The organism is Afipia birgiae 34632, assembly GCF_000308295.2.
GTDB lineage: Bacteria > Pseudomonadota > Alphaproteobacteria > Rhizobiales > Xanthobacteraceae > Afipia > Afipia birgiae.
In genome coordinates, this window is sequence record NZ_HG326652.1 from 1,415,663 (window position 1) to 1,435,444 (window position 19,782).

Sequence of the window (19,782 nt, forward strand, 5' to 3'; positions counted from 1 at the left end):
ATAATTCTAGTGTGGTCTCGGTTCGCAAGTCCGCAAAAGAGCGTGCTGCAGGAATCACGCGGACTTGCGAACCACCACACTAGGGCAGATTGAGCCTGATGTGCAGCTCGCGCAACTGCTTGAGCGCGACTTCCGATGGCGCGCCCATGAGCAAATCTTCAGCACGCTGGTTCATCGGGAAGAGCGAGATTTCGCGCAGGTTGTTCGTACCGCAAAGCAACATGGCGATACGATCGACGCCAGCAGCCATGCCGCCGTGCGGCGGCGCGCCGTACTGGAACGCGCGATACATGCCGCCGAAACGCTCAATGACCGTTTCCTCGCCATAGCCCGCGATTTCGAACGCCTTCACCATCGCGTCGGGGCGATGGTTGCGGATGCCGCCGGACGCGATCTCATAGCCATTGCAGGCAATGTCGTACTGGAACGCATTGATCGTGAGTGGATCCTGCGTCTGCAACGCTTCCATGCCACCCTGCGGCATCGAGAACGGGTTGTGCGAGAAGTCGACCTTCTTGTCTTCCTCGTTGTACTCGTACATCGGGAAGTCGACGATCCATGCAAGTTCGAACCGATCCTTGTCGATCAGGTTCAGCTCTTCGCCGAGCTTGGTGCGTGCGAGGCCTGCGAACTTCCAGAACTTCGAAGGATCGCCAGCGACGAAGAATGCGGCATCGCCTTCCTTGAGACCAAGCTGTTCGCGGATCGCAGCGGTGCGCTCGGGTCCGATGTTGTTGGCCAGCGGGCCTGCGCCCTCGCCGCCTTCGCGCCACATGATGTAGCCGAGGCCCGGCTGGCCTTCGCCCTGCGCCCACGAATTCATGCGGTCGCAGAATGCGCGTGAACCGCCGCCCGGTCCGGGGATCGCCCAGACCTGGTTGGTCGCGTCTTCCAGCATGCGCGCGAACACCTTGAAGCCCGAGCCGCGGAAATGCTCCGACACGTCCTGCATCACCAGCGGATTGCGAAGGTCAGGCTTGTCGCTGCCGTACTTGCGAAGCGCTTCAGCAAACGGAATACGCGGCCACTTCTTGGTAACCGGCTTGCCCTTGGCGAAATCCTCGAACACGCCGGTGATCACTGGCTCCATTGCTGCGAACACATCGTCCTGCGTAACGAAGCTCATCTCGAGGTCGAGCTGGTAGAACTCGCCCGGCAGACGATCGGCGCGCGGGTCCTCGTCGCGGAAACATGGAGCGATCTGGAAGTAACGGTCGAAGCCCGACATCATCAACAGTTGCTTGTACTGCTGCGGCGCCTGCGGCAGCGCGTAGAACTTGCCGGGATGGATACGCGACGGCACGAGGAAGTCGCGCGCGCCTTCCGGCGACGATGCGGTAAGGATCGGGGTCTGGAATTCGAAGAAGCCCGCCTTCTTCATCCGCGCGCGCATCGAGTCGACGATGGCGCCGCGCGTCATGATGTTCTGGTGCAGCTTCTCGCGGCGCAGATCGAGGAAGCGATACTTGAGCCGGATTTCCTCAGGATATTCCTGATCGCCGAACACCGGCATCGGCAGTTCGCCCGCCTCGCCCAACACTTCGATGTCGGCGATGAACAGTTCGACCGTGCCGGTCGGCAAATCGGGGTTGTCGGTGCCCTCAGGGCGGCGGCGCACCTTGCCGTCGATCTTCACCACCCACTCTGCGCGCAGCTTTTCGGCCAGGCCGAACGCCTTCGAATCCGGATCGACCACGCATTGCGTCATTCCGTAATGATCCCGCAGGTCGATGAACAGCAGTCCACCGTGGTCGCGGATGCGGTGGCACCAGCCGGACAGCCGTACCTCCTGACCAATGTCGGAATCGCGGAGGGCGCCGCAGGTGTGGGAACGATAGCGATGCATGGAAATCCTGGAAAACGGCGTCAGAGACAAGAATCAGGGGATATCAGCGCATGAATGCGCGCGCAGGGTTTACCCGAGCGGAGGGAACGCGGCAACCGGATGGTGCCGTTTACCCTCCCGTATGGCGGGAAAAAGCTTAATAAAAACAATGCGCCCGCTGCGGGACGTGCAGACCGGCGATTAACTGTCGCGAGCCTCGCGCTGCCCCTGCTGGATCACAATGGTTGGCACCCCAAAGGTGCCGGTCCGGACCGTGAAGACCCGGGTACCCGGTTTACGCCCCTCGCGGGGTTCGGAGACGTCGAGACCAGCCTGCTGAAGCCGGGCCCGCGTGGCCTCGATGTCGGCGACACGCCACGAAACCCCGAAAATCTTGTCCGGGCCGTCCCCTCTGCCGTCCTTGATGCGATGGATGACCTCGAAGACCAGAGCGCCCGTTCTGAAGAACAGGAAACGCGTTCCCAGCGCGGCAATGGTCCGGTCCAGCTTCATGTCGAGGCCGAGCCGCGCGCCGTACAGCGCCGCGGTGCGCTCCGGATCTGGCGTTGCGATCACGAGATGATCGAGCAACGTGACCGAAACAGAGGCCGTTTCGGCTGAACGCGCCAGCCGTTCCGCACGCTCAAGAAAGAACAACCGGATACCGTGGGTGGACTCGGCCGACGCGCGCGTGCGTTTCCAAGTCAGCGTGCGGCCCGATGCGAGATCCTTGCTCGCACCATCGCTGATGTCCTCCGGCGCCAGGCCGAGCCGCGCGAGGCGGTGATGCGCCTTTGCGATGTCATCGACGCTGAAAGCCAGACTCGCGAGCCCCTCGCCCTGCCTGTCGAGCGCCGCACGAACGCGATCCGCGGCGGCGCCCTCGCCAGCAGGCGCCATCAATTCGAGCGACGTGTTGTCGAGCACGAAAATCGCGGTGGCCGCTCCGTCGCTTTGCGCGCGCCATGCCGGCGCGCGTCCAAGCAGCGTCTGGTAGCCGGCGACACCGGCTTCGATGTCGCGAACCAGAACGACGGCGTGATCAAGTCCAGTAATCATGATGGTGAAGCTCGCATGTGAAGCCGCACCTAATCATGCCGGAGGATGCAATGCAGCTCCTTTGCCGCAACGCATGCCTCCCTTGATTTCACCTTGCGAAATGCTTGCCTCAACGATCCTGCCGACAGCGCCACTCCCGCTTGCCTTTCGCCTTGATGCTCTCATCGGCGCGGCAGGCATCGGAGAGGTCGATATCGTGAAACGTTCGGGATTTTACGCCGAGATTGATCGTCGCATTGAGATTGACGTGAGGCCGCATTGGAATGCGCGTGCCGGTGTTGACGTTCAGGGTGTTGGCCAGGGCCATAGCGGGAACCAGCGACGCGATCAGGAGGCCTACAACTCCCGCACCGACGAAGCGTTTGTTTCCGGCCATAGCAGTCGCTCCCTAAAAATAGTGCATTGCGGCAATGACCTATTGGTCGTACGGCGTGCGTCTCCGGTTCAGCGGTGGATAAACGATGTCCCCGGCCATGACGTATGGGCTTGCCCGATCAGTCGATTTTCGCATGGAAAATTCCGTTCAACGCGTCCATAACCCCCGCATGGAAATGATCACCACGACCGACGAACTCGCAGCAGTCTGCAATCGCCTCGCCAAACACCGCGTTATCACTGTCGATACCGAGTTTTTGCGCGAAACCACCTACTATCCCCTGCTCTGCGTCGTGCAGATGGCCAGTGCGGATGAGGCTGTCGTTATCGACACCCTCGCGAAGGGCATCGACCTCAAGCCGTTCTTTGACCTGATGGCCAACGAGAACGTGCTGAAGGTGTTCCATGCCGCTCGGCAGGACATCGAGATCATTTTTCACCGCGCCGGCATTATCCCGCATCCGGTGTTCGACACCCAGGTCGCAGCCATGGTTCTCGGCTATGGCGATTCAATCGCCTACGATCAGTTGGTCGAGCGCATCACCGGGCACCGTCCCGACAAGACCCATCGCTTTACCGACTGGTCGAACCGTCCGCTGACGCAGGACCAGATCACCTACGCCCTCGCCGATGTCACGCATCTGCGTGACGTGTTCGCAGCGCTCGACGCCGACCTCAATAAGCGCGGCCGCAGCGAATGGGTCAGCGAGGAAATGGAAATCCTCACCTCACCGAAGACATACGACTTCCATCCCGAGCGCGCCTGGGAGCGGCTCAAAACCCGCGTCCGCAAGCCGAAAGAACTGGCGGTGCTGATGGAAGTTGCGGCGTGGCGCGAACAGGAAGCGCAAAGCCGCGATGTGCCTCGCTCGCGCATATTGAAAGATGACGCCATCGGCGACATCGCCACCCATGCGCCCACCAGCCTTGAACGGCTCGCCGGTCTGCGCTCGCTGCCGAAGGGTTTCGACAAGTCGAAATGGGGACAGGACATCGTCGCCGCGGTGAAGCGCGGGACTGCACGCGACCTGTCGACGTTGCCCAAGCTCGACAAGCCGCGCGGCAACGCCAACGGAGCCGCAACCGTTGAACTGCTGAAGGTGTTGCTGCGGATGACCTCGGAGCGGCACGCCGTAGCCAGCAAGGTGATCGCGACCGTGGACGACCTTGAGCAGATCGCCGCCGACGACAACGCCGATGTCGGCGCATTGCACGGTTGGCGCCGTGAACTGTTTGGTGAGGCTGCACTGGCCTTGAAGAAAGGCCGCCTTGCGCTGGCGATCGACAAAGGCCGCGTGGTGCGGGTCGATCGGGAGTAAGAGCTTCCGACACCTTTCTCCGCTCATTCCCGCGTAACCGGGAATCCAGCTCCTTGCTCTGGGTCCCCGCTTTCGCGGGGACGAACGGATGAAAGCCTTACCGTGCTCCCTACGAAAGCGCGTCAGCGCGTCTTCCTAAAAGTCAGATTGATACGCTGGGCGCCGAGCAGCGGATGCTCGCCATCCGCCAGCGGCATCACGCCGTGATAGGCCAGCCGCGACGGCCCGCCCCATGCCACGACATCGCCATGCACCAGCCGGTAGCGTGCTGTCTTATCACTCCGGTTCAGACCGCCGAACAGGAACGTGGCAACCAGTCCCAATGACACCGAAACAATCGGCGCATTGAAATCCAGTTCATCCTTGTCCTGATGCAGCGAGAGCTTGGCGCCCGGATCGTAGCGATTGATGAGACAGGCGTCGGGACGAAAATCGGCGAAGCCCGCCCTGGCGGCGGCGCGCAAAGCCAGATCCGCAAACACAGCCGGCATCTGTGGCCATGGGTTTCCGCTGTCCGGATCGATGGCATCATAACGATAGCCGGTGCGATCGCTGACCCAGCCGACCCTGCCGCAATTGGTCATGGCCACCGACATTCTGTGGTCGCCGGGCGTAATGAGATGACGAAACGGCGCACGGTTGATGATGGCGTTCACTGATTCAATTAACGGCGTTTCAATCGGCCGCGCGAATCCCGCCAGCAGCATCGCGCCCGGCGCGAGTTGAATGTCGCGCGGTTCGCCTTCTACAGCATCGAACAGATCCATCATCTACGATTCTTGGTTAGACATGATCTGATCCGAAAACCGGTTTCCACTTTTCGGGATCATGTCATTTGGCATCGTGGAAAATGATGCCGACAGTATGGCGATGGCCGGAGCGCAACTGGCTGACGCCGTGCCGGAGATTGACGCGATACGTTCCGCGCGTGCCCTGCACCGGTCGGTTATGCACCGCGAATACCACCGCGTCGCCCTGCCTGAGCGGCACCACTGCGGCGCGTGACTGCATGCGCGGGCGCTGTTCCGTCAGCACGAACTCCCCGCCCGTGAAATCTTCCTCTGGCTTGGAGAGAAGGATCGCAACCTGGAGCGGAAACACATGCTCGCCGTACAGATCCTGATGCAGGCAATTGTAATCGCCCGCGCCATACTGGAGCAGCAGCGGTGTCGGACGCGTCTGTCCCGCCTTGTGGCAGCGCTTGATGAAATCGGCATGTTCGGCGGGATAACGCACATCGATCCCCATCGACTCGTTCCAGCGGTTCGCAATGGGCGCCAATCGCGGATACAGCGACGTCCGCAGGTCTGCGATGATGTCCGGCAGCGGATAGGAAAAGTACTTGTACTCCCCCCGCCCGAAGCCATGCCGCCCCATGATAATGTGGCTACGGAAGATACCGCTTTCGCCGTAGAGAGCCGCGACCGAGCGGCATTCGCTGGCGGAGAGCAATCCGCTCAGCACTGCCCAGCCATTGCCGTCGAGATGCTCGGTGAAGCCAGTCCAGTCCATTGCTCCGACCCGTGGCTGCGCGGGGGTCATCGAGATTTTGGCTTTTGCTGCAGCGACCATGATCGGCTCCCTGTGTGACGAGCCGGACTTAGGTCAATCGCGCAGCACTCTCCACCCGATTTCTGGGTGAAGGGGCCTCAAAAACAAGCCGGACGGAAGCATGCGCTTCCGTCCGGCTTTTAGGTCCAACTCATGGCCGAACTATGCTGGATAGCTCACCCGTGATGTTTTCAGGCTGCCGCCTTCCTGGCACCTGTCGGAACTTCGGAGATGGTCTTCAGGATCTGCGAGGCGATCTGGTAGGGGTCGCCCTGCGAGTTCGGACGGCGGTCTTCCAGATAGCCCTTGTAATCGTTGTTGACGAAGGAGTGCGGCACGCGGATCGATGCTCCGCGATTCGCCACGCCGTAGCTGAACTTGTTCCACGGCGCGGTTTCGTGCTTGCCGGTCAGACGCTTGTCATTGTCCGGACCGTAGACCGCGATGTGATCCATGAGGTTCTTGTCGAACTGCTTCATCAGGGCTTCAAAGTAATCCTTGCCGCCGACCGTGCGCATGTAGTCGGTCGAGAAGTTGGCATGCATGCCGGAGCCGTTCCAGTCGGTGTCGCCGAGCGGCTTGCAATGGAATTCGATGTCGATGCCGTACTTCTCCGTGAGACGCAGAAGCAGGTAGCGCGCGATCCACATTTCGTCAGCGGCCTTCTTGGAGCCCTTGCCGAAAATCTGGAATTCCCACTGGCCCTTCGCCACTTCGGCGTTGATGCCTTCGTGGTTGATGCCGGCGGCGAGACACAGGTTGAGGTGCTCTTCGACGATCTCGCGGGCGACCGAACCAACGTTGCTGTAGCCGACGCCGGTATAGTACGGACCCTGTGGTGCCGGATAGCCAGCCTCTGGAAAGCCGAGCGGACGGCCATCCTTGTAGAAGAAGTACTCCTGCTCGAAGCCGAACCATGCGCCGGCGTCATCGAGAACGGTGGCGCGCTTGTTGGACGAATGCGGCGTCTTGCCATCGGGCATCATGACTTCGCACATCACCAGAGCGCCGTTGATGCGCGTCGCATCAGGATAAATGGCGACCGGTTTGAGAACGCAATCCGAGCTGTGGCCTTCGGCCTGCATGGTCGAGCTGCCATCGAAGCCCCACAGCGGGAGCTGCTCGAGCGTCGGAAACGCGTCGAATTCCTTGATCTGTGTTTTTCCGCGGAGGTTAGGTGTTGGGGTGTATCCGTCGAGCCAGATGTACTCGAGCTTATACTTTGTCATTGCGATCTCTCGTGAGTGGACAATTGCGGTGCTAAATTCCCGGCCGGTTTAGCCACCGGGGGGCCCCGGCCGCAAACGGCTGGCCCTTAGTAAGCATTTAACATGCCAACCTGCCCCTGAGGACGAGTGCGCTGGCATGGGCCTGGTCGCCACCGCGCCGGTGGTTGCGCGCGACTGATTCGCCAGCTGCTCGCCGCCTCGTGCGCGTTTTCTCATCAATTTCAACGCCTGCCTCGTTTGGCGGCGGCGGGATTCAGGGCGTTGTGGCGAGGAAACCCTGCGGGCGTGAGTGCGTTAAGACATCAAGCGCATGCTGAGTGAAGGCGCAGAATCGCGGATGCGCAAATTCTATGCAAATGCCTGCTTTTTATAGGGCAAACCGCGCAAAAGACGTGCGTTCCACTTACATTAGATCTCGAAGCGCTGACGCGCTCAGCGAGAGGAGACGGGAATGACACCTAACTCGACCCAGCCAACGGCCAAGATCTACCAATTCCCGGTAGGCGGTCGCACAGCACTCAGCAGCCGAAGCGAGCCAGCCAAGCCGGTAATCGACTACGCAGCCTCCGGCAGCAGCTGGTACCACGAAGCCGCCATCGAAGAGGCCAAGCGGGGCAGTGAACACTGATGCCGCCGGTCGCCATGACGCCCGGGTGGCAAATCCGCCCGGCGAACAGTGACGTCAACTAAAGGGTCGAAGCATCGCGCTTCGGCCCTTTTACTTTGGGTCCTCTCTCCTGCCCGTCATGCGCCGAAGATCGACCACCCCATCCGCTTGCTGAGGCTTTCAAGGGCGTCGCGGCCAAGCCGGGAATTGCCGTTCGAGTCGAGACCGGGTGACCAGACCGCGATGGAGGCCTTGCCCGGCGCGATCGCCAGGATGCCGCCGCCGACACCGCTCTTTCCGGGCAAACCAACCCGATAGGCGAATTCTCCGGACCCATCGTAATGCCCGCACGTCAGCATCACGGCGTTGATGCGCCGCGCCCGCTCCGGCGGAACGACCAGAAAGCCGGTGGACGGATTGCGTCCGGAATGAGCGAGAAACCGCCCCGCCATCGCGAGCTGACGACACGACATCGCAATGGCGCATTGGTGAAAATAAACCCCGAGCGTGAGCTCTGCCGGATTCTCGACGACGCCGAACGACTTCATGTAATTGGCGAGCGCGATGTTGCGAAATCCGGTGCGCTGCTCCGAGGCGGCGACGGACTCGTCGATCTTGATCGACGAGTCGCCCGAGAGGAATTGCATAAATCTGATGATTTCGCCCAGCGTTTCGCGCGGCTGGTGCCCGGACAGGATGGCATCGGTCACAGCAATGGCGCCGGCGTTGATGAAGGGATTGCGCGGAATGCCGCGTTCACGCTCGAGCTGAACGATCGAATTGAACGGACTGCCCGACGGCTCGCGCCCAACCCGCTGCCACAGCTTGTCGCCGATCATGCCCAACGCCAGTGTCAGCGTGAAAACCTTGGAGATGCTTTGAATCGAAAACGTCGTCTCGGCGTCACCTCCCACCGCGACATGTCCATTGGAATCGACCACGACGAGACCAAATGAATTGACGTCAACCCGTGCAAGTTCCGGAATATAGGTCGCAACATCTCCGCGATCCCTTCGTTCCATCATCTCGTCGGCGATTTCCTTGACGACGCGATCTAGGGTGGCATTGCTCATTTCATTCCGGTTCGGTTCGAAGTCTGTCTGGGTTGTGGCGACGAAACTTATGCGACAAACGTGCCAACCGCCACGGCATTGCCGCCGACAAGCCTTCAGCGCTCCGGCGCGTTTCGATAAAGAACGGCATAATCATTAGAGGCCACCTGTGCTAAACCGCGTGGCGGCTGCAACGGCTTCGGCGGATCGATCAACAGGACGTAATCAAAATTCTTGCGCCAATCCGGCAGATAGCGCGCCGCGTCGATATCCGACGCAGAAAAACGGTCCTGATACAGCAGCGGCCAATCCACAGGCTCACCGAGCGGATGAGCGATACGGCTGTAGGGAGGTTTCACCGCCAAAGGCTGTTGAGTGGGATCAGCAAACATCAGGGGCCAGAACGCGCGCCGTTCGATCGCGAGTAACGCACCAAGGTGTCCATCAAGCCTGTACATGCCAGGCAGCGCCCGCTCCGGCGGCGAGACGCCGGCTGTTTTGTAGCCCGGCTGACCGCGCGCCACCAGGACGCGAGAACCTGGCTTCACCTCGGCAATAACCGACCTCACATCTGCGACGTCTTGCCGATGATCGATCCATCCCGAAGCCACATAGCCCGTGCGGATGGCGATCAACGCGGCGAAGAACAGACCCGCCAGCAAGCCCTGACGCGGTGTGATGCGCGGCTGCATGCCTGCGAAAATCAGCAGCACGAACATCAGCGCCAGCCGTCCCTCAACGAACGTGCCGCCCTTGATCGTCGATGGTGCGACAACGAACACCAATCCCAACGCCGCAAGAGCTGGCAGGACACCCCGCGCGAAGACAGCTTGACGCCAGACGAGGACGAGGAACGAAAAAAGGAGAGCGCCGGTCGCCACTGTCAGGACAGTGCTGTACAGCGTGAAAGGCGCGAACGTCACAAAGACCTTTTGCAGACCGTTCCACGTGGGCGGCGTGGAATCGCCCGACAAGGGCGATGCCAGATAGAGCGCGATAGCCGGGCTTAAAACCAGCGCGATCAGGGCGCCGGTTCGAAGCCCCTCACCCAAGGTCAGAGCTCCGTCGCGCCTCAGATCGAGAAGGCGGGCCAGTTCGTATGAACCGATCAGGAGTGCCGTCAGCAAGACGCCGAAGATATGGCAAAAGAAAATCACGGCAACAATGACCGCGAGCGAAACGGCCGCGGTCCATCGTCTGCCACGCCGATCCAGCGTCATCCAGAGCGCCGCAGCACCGAAGGCAAGCCCCACCGAGAGCAGAAAGTTCATGAACCCCAAAAAGAATATGGCGTTCCACGCGGCCAAACCCGAAGCCAGCGGCCAGTAGGTGAACCGCCCAAAGGCCACGCGGCTATAGGCAACCACACCCGCGAGTGGCGCAAAAAGGCTGAGCGCCAATATCAATCGTCCACCAACATGCGGATCGGTAAACTTCAGCAAAGTCGCGCCGATCACATCCATGCCGATATTCGGCAGGATGCCCCAGCGCGGCGCGTACATCTGCGACAGAAGTGGATCATCCGGATGAGCCAGGACGAAGTAGCGCGCCAGATGGTTTGGATAATCCAGTACCGGCGGGAGATCGATCAGGAAAAACGGAGCGGCGAGGCTCACAACAAGAGCGAGCACTGCTGTGTGCCACAACGGACCGGGACTTGGCCTGCCAGCGGGATCAGCCGATATGCGCATCGCTATGGTTTCACGATGGTCCCTGCGCGCCCAATCAGGCGCGCGAGCTGCTTGAAACGATTGGTGACGCGATCGGCGGCAAGGTCGGTGGCCCGTTTGTCGAACACCAGGATGAGCTTGCGGCCCTGATTGCGGAAATGCGTGTGGGGCAGCACGCCGCGCTGCGCCGCCGAGATCATGAAGGCGACGCGAAACGCAGCGCCAATCAGGCGCGCGCGTTCGACCATCGCGGGCGGAATGAGAGCGCGCACGGCTTCCGGCGCTTCATTCTCCGGGTTCAATCCGGCGTAACGATAGAAAGCCGCGAGCGCGAGAAACACCCTGCCCTCGTGCGTCACCGCACCGAAATTCCCGTTGATAATGAAATCGAGCGATTGCTCGCCACGATGATCCGGATGGGCCCGCCAGGCCGCGTCGGAGAGCCAGCAAGCCGCATGACGCAGCCGCTTCTCGTCATCGGTCTCGCGCAGGCCTGCGACCCGGAACAGCTTGTCGGTCCATACGATCAGATCGTCGGCGTGGCGCGGCGACCGCGAGCGCAACTCGTTCATCGTTTGCGCCGTGGCGATCAATCCGTCTTTCCGCTGCTCCTTTTCGGGCAGCATCTCGTAGAGCAATCCTTCCCGAACTCCGTAGGTCGAGAACACGATGGTCTTCGGCTTCGCGACGCGGATGATGTATTCGAGCACCAGCGCCGCATAGGTCAGCAGCGGACGGCGGGCATCGGCCACGGTTTCGATGTCGGCCAGCGTATTGCTCGCTGCAAGACGGCGAAGCCGTCGCGCAAAATCGAGCGCATCCGCCGCCGGAATGCTGTAGCCGTGCATCACGCGCAGCGGATAGCCGCTCTGAATGATGTGGATGCGCGCCAGCGCGCGCCATGTACCACCAACCGCGTAGAACGTACGGCCCGTGCCCGCTTTGAGTTGCGGCAGTCCGGTCAACTGGCCGGCGACGATCCGCTCCGCCTTCTTCAGCGATTTCTGCGACGCATCCTGCAGCGCGAGGCCGCCGAGCGGCAGTGTCGTCCCCGATCGAATGCGATGGCCACGCACATCGATGAGTTCGAGCGACCCGCCGCCAAGATCGCCAACGATGCCGTCCGGCTTGTAGACGCCCGACGCTACACCAAGCGCCGACAGTTTCGCTTCGCGCGCACCGGACAGGATGTCGATGGCGCAGCCGCAGATGCGTTCCGCCTTGGCGATGAAGTCCGGCCCGTTGGTCGCATCGCGGCAAGCTGCTGTTGCGATCGCATGGACCTCACCGACCTTCATGACCCTGCAAAGTGCTTTGAACCGCCGCAGCGCCGCCAGCGCTTTCTCGACAGCATCGGTCGCGAGCAGCCCGGTCGACTGCACTTCGCGGCCAAGGCCGCACAATGTCTTCTCGTTGAAGATGGGCGCGAGATTGCGGGTCTTGTCTTCGTAGACAACAAGACGAACCGAGTTCGATCCGATGTCGATGACAGCGACGCTCTTGGAAACCTTGCGCACGTTGCGATGACGTTCGCGAACGGTTGCGGGGGCCACGGATTCGTTCTTCGTGCCGCTAACGCTCCGAACGGCGCGTAAGACGGCGTGGCGAAGATTCTTTAAGCGACTTTCCACGGCCTGACAGACTCGGATTCGTCATGAAATAATTGTGCACGTTGAAAGGTTCCTCGCCCTTCGCGGCCTTCATACGCGTTGACGACCCATCCGGCAACAACTGCCAGCTTTGTTCGTTGTCCTTCAGGTTCGCGACCATGATTTGCTCGAGAACCTGCTGATGAACCGTAGGATTTTGCAGCGGGCACAGGACTTCGACACGGCGGTCGAGGTTGCGCGGCATCATGTCGGCCGACGAGATATACACAGCAGCCTTCGCACTTGGCAGGCCATGCCCCATACCGAAGCAGTAGATTCGCCCGTGTTCCAGGAACCGGCCGATGATCGATTTGACGCGAATGTTCTCTGACAGTCCGGGAACACCGGGACGCAGGCAGCAAATTCCGCGGATCACCAGGTCGATCGAGACGCCAGCCTGCGACGCCTCATACAGCGCGTCGATGATCTCGGGATCGACCAGCGAATTCATCTTCAGCCAGATCGCGCCCGGCTTGCCGTGACGCGCGTGATTGCTCTCGGCGTGAATGTGCTCGATCATCCGCTTGCGCAGCGTCAACGGCGACACGCCCATCTTCTCGATGTCGCGCGGTTCAGCGTAGCCGGTGATGTAGTTGAACACACGTGCAGCGTCGCGCGCGATCACCGGGTCCGAGGTGAAATACGACAGGTCTGTATAAATGCGCGCGGTGACCGGATGATAGTTGCCGGTGCCGGCGTGAACATAGGTGGTGAGGCCCGCACCTTCGCGGCGGACCACCAGCGACAGCTTGGCGTGCGTCTTGAGTTCGAGGAATCCGTAAACGACCTGAACGCCTGCGCGTTCGAGGTCGCGCGCCCAGCGGATATTGGCTTCTTCATCGAACCGCGCCTTGAGTTCGATCAGTGCCGTCACCGACTTGCCAGCTTCGGCAGCTTCGACAAGTGTTCGTACGATCGGTGAATCGCGCGAGGTGCGGTACAGCGTCTGTTTGATCGCGACGACGTCAGGATCGCGTGCCGCCTGCTGCAGGAACTGCACCACCACGTCGAACGATTCATAAGGATGATGGACGATCAAGTCCTTCTGACGGATAGCGGCGAAGATATCGCCGCCATGGTCGCGGACACGTTCAGGGTGACGCGGTACGTAGGGCGTGAATTCGAGATCGGGACGATCCAGCCGCGTCAGTTGCGACAGCTCGTTCATGGCGAGCACGCCGTCGACCAGCAGAACGTCGTCATCAGGTACCGACAGAGCGCGCTGCACGAAGGAGCGCAGTTCGTCAGGCATATGAGCTTCGATTTCGAGACGGATCACCGACCCGCGGCGGCGGCGCTTGAGCGCCGACTCGAACAGGCGAACGAGATCCTCGGCCTCTTCCTCGATTTCCAGTTCGGAGTCGCGGATGATGCGGAACGCACCCTGCCCCTTGACGGTGTAGCCCGGGAACAGGCGGCCAATGAACAAGCCGGTGGCCTGTTCAAGTGTGATGAGACGCACCGAGCCGTCCTTGCCGGCCGGCAACTTGATGAAACGGTCGATCTTGCCCGGCATGCGGATCAGCGCGTTCATTGCCTTGCCGTCGGACACCCGCGCCAGATGCAGCGCGATGGTGAAACCGAGACTTGGGATGAACGGGAACGGATGCGCCGGGTCGATCGCCAGCGGCGTCAGCAGCGGGAAAATGTTGTGAAGGAAGTGGTCCTCGATCCAGCTGCCTTCGGCCTTGGTGACATCCTTGCCATCCACCAGAACGATCCCGACATCGGACAGCACATGGCGCAGGTCGCGCCAGATCTCCTGCTGGTCGCTGGCGAGTTTCGAGACGGTCTCGTTGATCTTGGCGAGCTGTTCGGTGGGCGTCGAGCCGTCGGGGCTGCGTTCGGTGATGCCTTCGCGGACCTGTGCCTTGAGGCCCGCGACGCGGACCATGAAGAACTCATCAAGGTTATTGGCCGAAATAGACAGGAACCGGACCCGCTCCAGCGCCGGATGGTTGAGGTTGACCGACTCTTCCAGCACGCGGCGATTGAAATGGAGCCATGACAGTTCGCGATTGATGAAGCGCTCGGGGCTCGACCGGATCGACGACACGCCCGCAATCTCTTCGTTTTCTTCTTTTTTTACAACAACTTGCGCGGAATCCATGAAGCGAAACCTCATATCATGTCATCAGGCCGGGACTCTAGGCCTGTTCCACGGAGACAATGTGCCAGTGTCGTGACAGTTCGATGACATGATGAGCCAGGACCGGTTAATGACCAAGTCCCTGCGCGGTCAGGCCGCGGTATCTTTCAGCACTTCAGCAGCCAGCGCACGGGTTATCGGGCGGCGCTGCCGCAACGCCTCTTCGTCAAGCTGTTCGACCGCCCGCCGCGCCGCCGCGAACGAGCGTTCAATGCGGGTCGCGAGGTAGCTGACGATGCCCTCGTCCACGGTCATCTGACGGTCGGCACAAAACTTCACGATCAGGGCGCGAAACAACTGATCGTCCGGCGGCGTCAGCGTGACCACCGGCACTGCCCGCAGCCGCGACCGCAAATCGTGCAATGCTATGGAAAATGACGAAGGTTGTACCCGCCCCGTCATCAAGACATAGGCCTCATCTTCGCGTGCGAGATTCAGGAGATGGAACAGTGCGCGCTCATCGAGCGACGCCGGGTCCAGATCGTCCACGACCAGCGCTCCGGTCGCGAGTTCGCCAGGCACGCTGTCGGGTGTCAGCGTATGGGCCGCGACCGACCGCGCGCCCGCTTCGGCAGCCCAGATCGACGCAAGATGGCTTTTGCCGCTGCCCTCTGGGCCGACCAACATCATCACGCGGTTGGGCCAGTCCGGCCACGCATCAATCAGAGCCAGCGCCTGTGTGTTGGCGGAACCTTCCAGAAAATTGTCGCGCGTCAGGCTTTCCGCGTGCGGCAACGCAAGGGCCAACTGACGGGGGCGGACGCGGACTACCAAGCAGTCACTCCTGGCCGGGTCGTCCGGCATGCGCAATACGCGGCCACTACCGCATTCAAGGTGTGGGAGCGCCCGCACTCATGTGCCGTGCCCACTCCACGAGATAGAAGGACACCGAAAGCAGCGTCAAGACCGTGACACACAACATCAACGCAATCTCGTAAGGTGCTGTACTGAAACCGAAACCAAGCGACGCAAGCACCAGTGCCGCGAACGCCACCTGCGCTACGGTGTTGAGCTTGGACACCATCAGCGGCTTCATCGGAACGGGGTTGTCGACCAGCCACGAAATGATCACCGCGCCCACGATCATGAAGTCGCGCGACACCACCAGGATCACCAGCCAGCGCGGAATGTCACCCGAGATTCCGAGCGCGACGTAGATAGAGACCAGCAGCGCCTTGTCGGCGACCGGATCGAGCAGCGCCCCGATTTCGGTTGTCATGTTGAACCGCTTGGCGAGGAACCCGTCGATAGCATCGCTGACCCCCGCTACGACGAAGATCACGAAAGCGATGGTCATCTGGTTCGACGCGATCGCCCAGACGATGACCGGCACCAGCAGGATGCGACCAAGAGTGATGATGTTCGGCAGATTCACGCGACTTTTTCCCGGCTCGGCATCTTTTAGCGCCCCCCCATCACCTTGCATAGGACGGCGGCTATTGGTCCGATTCCAACATTCCCATCCGTTCCAGCGAGTTTGCGAATGTTAGAATCGAGGGACCGCCGGCAAGTATAAGCTTCTAGTGGGGTTTTGGATTTGACATTCGCATGTGAACTCGCGGATGGGGTAGGTCGCGAACGTCGCATCCACTCACACCAGGGCCATTGCCCCGGAGTTCTTCTCCCAGCTATGCACAGCCCGTCCGCCAGCCATTGCGCCAGCGCCAAATCCGACGTAACCACCGGCTAACTCACGGAATCCCAGTGTAGTGGCTCGCAAGTCCGCATCATGACCGATCAAAAATCCGGCCTGACCTACTCCTCCGCAGGCGTCGATATCGACGCCGGCAACCGGCTGGTGGACCTCATCAAGCCAATGGTGCGCGCTACCGCACGGCCGGGCGCCGACGCCGAAATTGGCGGGTTTGGCGGGCTATTCGACCTCAAGGCCGCAGGCTTCAAGGACCCTGTGCTGGTGGCCGCGACCGATGGGGTAGGCACCAAGGTCAAAATCGCCATCGAGACCGGGATCCACGGCGGCATCGGCATCGACCTCGTGGCGATGTCGGTCAACGACCTCGTGGTTCAGGGCGCGGAACCGTTGTTCTTTCTGGACTACTTCGCCTGCGGCAAGCTCGACCCCGAGGCCACCGCCTCGATCGTGGCGGGTGTCGCCGAGGGCTGCCGCGAATCCGGCTGCGCGCTGATCGGCGGCGAGACCGCCGAAATGCCCGGCCTCTACAAGGACGGCGACTATGACCTCGCGGGCTTTGCCGTAGGCGCGGCCGAACGCGGCACGCTGCTGCCACACCAGGACATCGGGCCCGGCGACGCCGTGATCGGCCTCGCCTCCTCCGGCGTTCATTCCAACGGCTTCTCGCTGGTGCGCAAGGTCGTCGAGAAATCCGGCGTGACATTCGACGCCCCGGCCCCCTTCGCGCCCGTGATGACGCTCGGCGGTGCGCTGCTCGCGCCGACCAAGCTCTATGTGAAGTCGTGCCTTCAGGCGATCCGCCAGACCGGCGCCGTCAAAGGTCTCGCCCACATTACCGGCGGCGGCTTCACCGACAACATTCCGCGCGTGCTGCCGAAACATCTCGGCGTCCGTATCGATCTGACCGCCGTTCCGGTGTTGCCGGTGTTCAAGTGGCTGGCGCGCGAGGGCAACATTGCCGAACTCGAACTGTTGCGCACCTTCAACTGCGGCATCGGCATGATCGCGATCGTCAAGCGGGAGCAGCTTGTCGAGGTGATGGACGTGTTCGCACAGAACGGCGAAAACGTCGTCGATCTCGGCGAAGTGGTCGAAGCCTCGGGCGACGAGCGCGTGATCTACAACGGCCAACTCAACCTGGCGGATTGAGATGGCACGACGCCGCGTCGCCATTCTGATTTCAGGACGCGGCTCGAACATGACCGCGCTGATCGAGGCTGCGAAAGCCAAAGACTATCCCGCGGACATTGTTCTCGTGATTTCCAATATCGCAGGCGCCGGTGGACTGGCGAAGGCGAGCGACGCCGGGATCGAGACCGCGACCGTCGAAAGCAAGCCGTTCGGCAAGGACCGCGAAGCGTTCGAGCGCAAACTCAACGAGACGCTCGTCGCCCACAACATCGAACTCGTCTGCCTTGCCGGTTTTCTCCGCCTGCTGACTCCGTGGTTCGTCAAGCAATGGGAGGGCCGGATGCTCAACATCCACCCGGCCCTGCTGCCGTCGTATCGCGGGTTGCACACCCACGAGCGCGCACTGGCCGACGGCGTCAAGATTCACGGCGCAACGGTTCACTTCGTGGTGCCGGAAATGGACTCCGGTCCAATCGTCATGCAGGGCGCTGTCGCGGTGCATGACGACGACACGCCTGATACGCTCTCGGTGCGCGTCCTTGGTGTCGAACATCGGATTTATCCGGATGCGCTGCGCCTCGTCGCCAGCGGTAGCACACGGCTCGAGAACGGTTTGTGCAAGACCGGCAATGCGGCCCCTGCCGCTGCGCTGATCGTGCCGGCGATCACCTAGACGCGGACTTCGCCGCTGGCGTCACGCGCCACACTACGTTGCCCACATCATCAGCCACAAGCAGCGCACCCTGCTTGTCGATCTTGACGCCGACCGGCCTGCCCCGCGCCTCGCCCTTGTCATTGAGAAATCCGGTGAGGATGTCCTGCGGCTTGCCAGACGGCATCCCATCCTTGAACGGCACAAAGATCACCTTGTAGCCGCTGCGCGGATTCCTGTTCCACGATCCGTGCTGACCGACGAACGCGCCATTTTTGAACGATTCCGGAAACAGATCGCCCTGATAGAACGTCAATCCGAGCGACGCGGTGTGCGGCCCGAGCGCATAGTCCGGCACGATCGCCTTGGCCACAAGGTCCGGACGTTGCGGGCTGACACGCACATCCACATGCTGGCCGAAATAGCTGTAGGGCCAGCCGTAAAACCCACCATCCTTCACCGATGTCATGTAGTCGGGCACGAGATCGCTGCCGATTTCATCGCGCTCGTTGACCGCGACCCACAGCGCGCCGCTCTGCGGCTGCCAGGACGGCCCATTCGGATTGCGCAGTCCTGACGCGAAGACGCGCGACGAACCTGTCGCGATATCGATTTCGAGAATTCCGGCGCGATTTTTCTCGGCCTCCATACCGTTCTCACCGACGTTGCTGTTGGAGCCAACGGTTGCATAGAGCTTGGTGCCGTCAGGGCTCGCTACCAGATCCTTGGTCCAGTGATGATTGATGGTGCCACCCGGCAGATCGGCCACCTTCACACCCGGCGTGGTGATCTTCATGTCGCCGTCGCGGTACGTGAACTTCATGATCGCGTCGGTGTCGGCGACATAGAAATCGTTCCCGACCAGCGCCATACCGAACGGTGAATTCAGATTCTCGATAAAGACGGATTTCGTCTCTGCCTTACCGTCGCCGTCCGCATCACGCAGCAGCGTGATGCGATTGGCGCTGGGCGTGTTCGCACCGGCGCGGCTCATGACCTTCTTCTGTACCCAGCCCCTGATGCCATTGCCGTCGTCCGGCTTCGCCGGCGCGTTGGTTTCCGCAACGAGAACGTCGCCGTTCGGCAGCACAAACAGCGTCCGTGGATGATCCAGCCCGGAGGCTAACGCAGCAACCGAGAAGCCGTCTGCTGCCGTTGGCTTTTCGCCAGCCGGCCATCGATTTGCAGTCGCGATGTTGATCGTGGGAATCCACGAACTCTTCGGCTCGGGAAGCGTCGGCTGTGGGCCGTAGCCCTGCTCGATCGGAACGTCCGCCTTCTCGTTACAGGCCGCGAGTGTCAAGGCGAGCGCCCCAATCAGGAAAATGGTCCGGCTTTGGCTGTGCATGGTTGGTCCTCAATGCCCCCAAGCAAACGCACTGGCTTGTCCAATGTTCATGATGGGCACGACGATCACGCAGAATTTCAGTCCGCGCACATGGATTTAACACGCGAACAAAAAAACCCCGGCTGGTGGCCGGGGGGAGCATCGTATTCCGTCGTTTCGCGGAATCAGGAAACCTTCAGGTTTTCCGCGGATGACTTGCCGCGATTTTCAACCAGATCATATTCCACGGTCTGGTTTTCATTGAGGGTTGAAAGCCCCGCGCGCTCGACCGCCGAGATGTGCACGAACACGTCCTTGTCACCGACCGCCGGTTTTATGAACCCGTAGCCTTTGGTCGGGTTGAACCATTTCACCGTACCTTTTGCCAACGTCCGTCTCCTCGTCCAGATATAAAAAAGACGCGGTCACGCTTATCGCGTGCCACGCCGCTAGCGGGCTTCAAATGTTTTGCAGGATATCGCGTCTTCTAAGCGCACAGCCGAACGGCCCAAATCCGATTGCGGCGACAATCC

General features: G+C 61.2%; 18 protein-coding genes. 4 read left to right on the forward strand and 14 right to left on the reverse strand.

The window, feature by feature from the left end; all coding sequences use genetic code 11:
• Nucleotides 1–79: 79 nt before the first annotated feature.
• The 3 genes from aspS to BN32_RS06810 form a co-directional block, all read right to left on the reverse strand.
• The gene (aspS, locus tag BN32_RS06800) at nucleotides 80–1,846 is read right to left on the reverse strand and encodes an aspartate--tRNA ligase (RefSeq protein WP_019197383.1); all 1,767 of its coding nucleotides are present in this window, start codon (nucleotides 1,844–1,846) and stop codon (nucleotides 80–82) included.
• Between the two features lie 180 nt (nucleotides 1,847–2,026).
• Entirely contained in the window at nucleotides 2,027–2,884 is an 858-nt protein-coding gene (locus BN32_RS06805) for a VOC family protein (RefSeq protein WP_019197384.1), read from the reverse strand.
• 109 nt (nucleotides 2,885–2,993) lie between these two features.
• Nucleotides 2,994–3,260, reverse strand: coding sequence for a hypothetical protein (locus BN32_RS06810; protein WP_019197385.1), 267 nt, complete (start codon nucleotides 3,258–3,260; stop codon nucleotides 2,994–2,996).
• 169 nt (nucleotides 3,261–3,429) lie between these two features.
• On the opposite strand from BN32_RS06810, the gene rnd reads away from it, so the two are divergent.
• Complete coding sequence (rnd, locus tag BN32_RS06815) at nucleotides 3,430–4,578, forward strand: ribonuclease D (protein WP_019197386.1); 1,149 nt, start codon at nucleotides 3,430–3,432, stop codon at nucleotides 4,576–4,578.
• 122 nt (nucleotides 4,579–4,700) lie between these two features.
• On the opposite strand, the gene alkB is transcribed toward rnd, so the two are convergent.
• From alkB to BN32_RS06830, 3 genes are all read right to left on the reverse strand, one after another.
• Nucleotides 4,701–5,348 carry a DNA oxidative demethylase AlkB gene (gene alkB / locus BN32_RS06820; RefSeq protein ID WP_019197387.1) on the reverse strand — a complete coding sequence of 216 codons (648 nt, stop codon included), beginning with the start codon at nucleotides 5,346–5,348 and terminating at the stop codon, nucleotides 4,701–4,703.
• A 61-nt stretch (nucleotides 5,349–5,409) separates the two neighbouring features.
• Entirely contained in the window at nucleotides 5,410–6,150 is a 741-nt protein-coding gene (locus BN32_RS06825) for a 2OG-Fe(II) oxygenase (protein ID WP_040425526.1), read from the reverse strand.
• Between the two features lie 170 nt (nucleotides 6,151–6,320).
• On the reverse strand, nucleotides 6,321–7,358 hold the full coding sequence (locus tag BN32_RS06830) for a glutamine synthetase beta-grasp domain-containing protein (protein WP_019197389.1): 1,038 nt from the start codon (nucleotides 7,356–7,358) through the stop codon (nucleotides 6,321–6,323).
• 451 nt (nucleotides 7,359–7,809) lie between these two features.
• Between BN32_RS06830 and BN32_RS26020 the strand changes: the two genes are divergently transcribed.
• Nucleotides 7,810–7,986 carry a DUF2735 domain-containing protein gene (locus BN32_RS26020; protein WP_082757978.1) on the forward strand — a complete coding sequence of 59 codons (177 nt, stop codon included), beginning with the start codon at nucleotides 7,810–7,812 and terminating at the stop codon, nucleotides 7,984–7,986.
• A 116-nt stretch (nucleotides 7,987–8,102) separates the two neighbouring features.
• Here the strand turns inward: BN32_RS26020 and BN32_RS06835 are convergent, their stop codons facing one another.
• The 6 genes from BN32_RS06835 to BN32_RS06860 form a co-directional block, all read right to left on the reverse strand.
• The gene (locus tag BN32_RS06835; RefSeq protein ID WP_019197390.1) at nucleotides 8,103–9,038 is read right to left on the reverse strand and encodes a glutaminase; all 936 of its coding nucleotides are present in this window, start codon (nucleotides 9,036–9,038) and stop codon (nucleotides 8,103–8,105) included.
• Nucleotides 9,039–9,133: 95 nt separating this feature from the next.
• Nucleotides 9,134–10,648, reverse strand: a complete 1,515-nt coding sequence (locus tag BN32_RS06840; protein WP_244438101.1) for a hypothetical protein — start codon at nucleotides 10,646–10,648, stop codon at nucleotides 9,134–9,136.
• A 62-nt stretch (nucleotides 10,649–10,710) separates the two neighbouring features.
• Nucleotides 10,711–12,240: an exopolyphosphatase gene (gene ppx, locus BN32_RS06845; protein ID WP_019197392.1), complete on the reverse strand. Its 1,530-nt coding sequence runs from the start codon at nucleotides 12,238–12,240 to the stop codon at nucleotides 10,711–10,713.
• Between the two features lie 19 nt (nucleotides 12,241–12,259).
• Nucleotides 12,260–14,446: an RNA degradosome polyphosphate kinase gene (locus BN32_RS06850; RefSeq protein ID WP_019197393.1), complete on the reverse strand. Its 2,187-nt coding sequence runs from the start codon at nucleotides 14,444–14,446 to the stop codon at nucleotides 12,260–12,262.
• A gap of 129 nt (nucleotides 14,447–14,575) precedes the next feature.
• Nucleotides 14,576–15,259, reverse strand: coding sequence for a P-loop NTPase family protein (locus BN32_RS06855; protein ID WP_040425528.1), 684 nt, complete (start codon nucleotides 15,257–15,259; stop codon nucleotides 14,576–14,578).
• A gap of 55 nt (nucleotides 15,260–15,314) precedes the next feature.
• Complete coding sequence (locus BN32_RS06860; protein WP_019197395.1) at nucleotides 15,315–15,860, reverse strand: CDP-alcohol phosphatidyltransferase family protein; 546 nt, start codon at nucleotides 15,858–15,860, stop codon at nucleotides 15,315–15,317.
• A gap of 354 nt (nucleotides 15,861–16,214) precedes the next feature.
• Here BN32_RS06860 and purM point away from each other — a divergent pair, with 354 nt between their 5' ends.
• Both purM and purN read left to right on the forward strand, forming a co-directional pair.
• Entirely contained in the window at nucleotides 16,215–17,288 is a 1,074-nt protein-coding gene (gene purM / locus BN32_RS06865) for a phosphoribosylformylglycinamidine cyclo-ligase (RefSeq protein WP_019197396.1), read from the forward strand.
• 1 nt (nucleotide 17,289) lies between these two features.
• Nucleotides 17,290–17,943 (forward strand): phosphoribosylglycinamide formyltransferase, encoded by a 654-nt coding sequence (purN, locus tag BN32_RS06870; RefSeq protein ID WP_019197397.1) that lies wholly within the window; start codon nucleotides 17,290–17,292, stop codon nucleotides 17,941–17,943.
• Here the strand turns inward: purN and BN32_RS06875 are convergent.
• Together BN32_RS06875 and BN32_RS06880 are read right to left on the reverse strand one after the other, a co-directional pair.
• Nucleotides 17,936–19,270 (reverse strand): PQQ-dependent sugar dehydrogenase, encoded by a 1,335-nt coding sequence (locus BN32_RS06875; RefSeq protein ID WP_019197398.1) that lies wholly within the window; start codon nucleotides 19,268–19,270, stop codon nucleotides 17,936–17,938. The two genes, purN and BN32_RS06875, sit on opposite strands and share 8 nt — an antisense overlap.
• 164 nt (nucleotides 19,271–19,434) lie before the next feature.
• Nucleotides 19,435–19,638, reverse strand: a complete 204-nt coding sequence (locus BN32_RS06880; protein WP_006020300.1) for a cold-shock protein — start codon at nucleotides 19,636–19,638, stop codon at nucleotides 19,435–19,437.
• Between the last annotated feature and the right edge of the window lie 144 nt (nucleotides 19,639–19,782).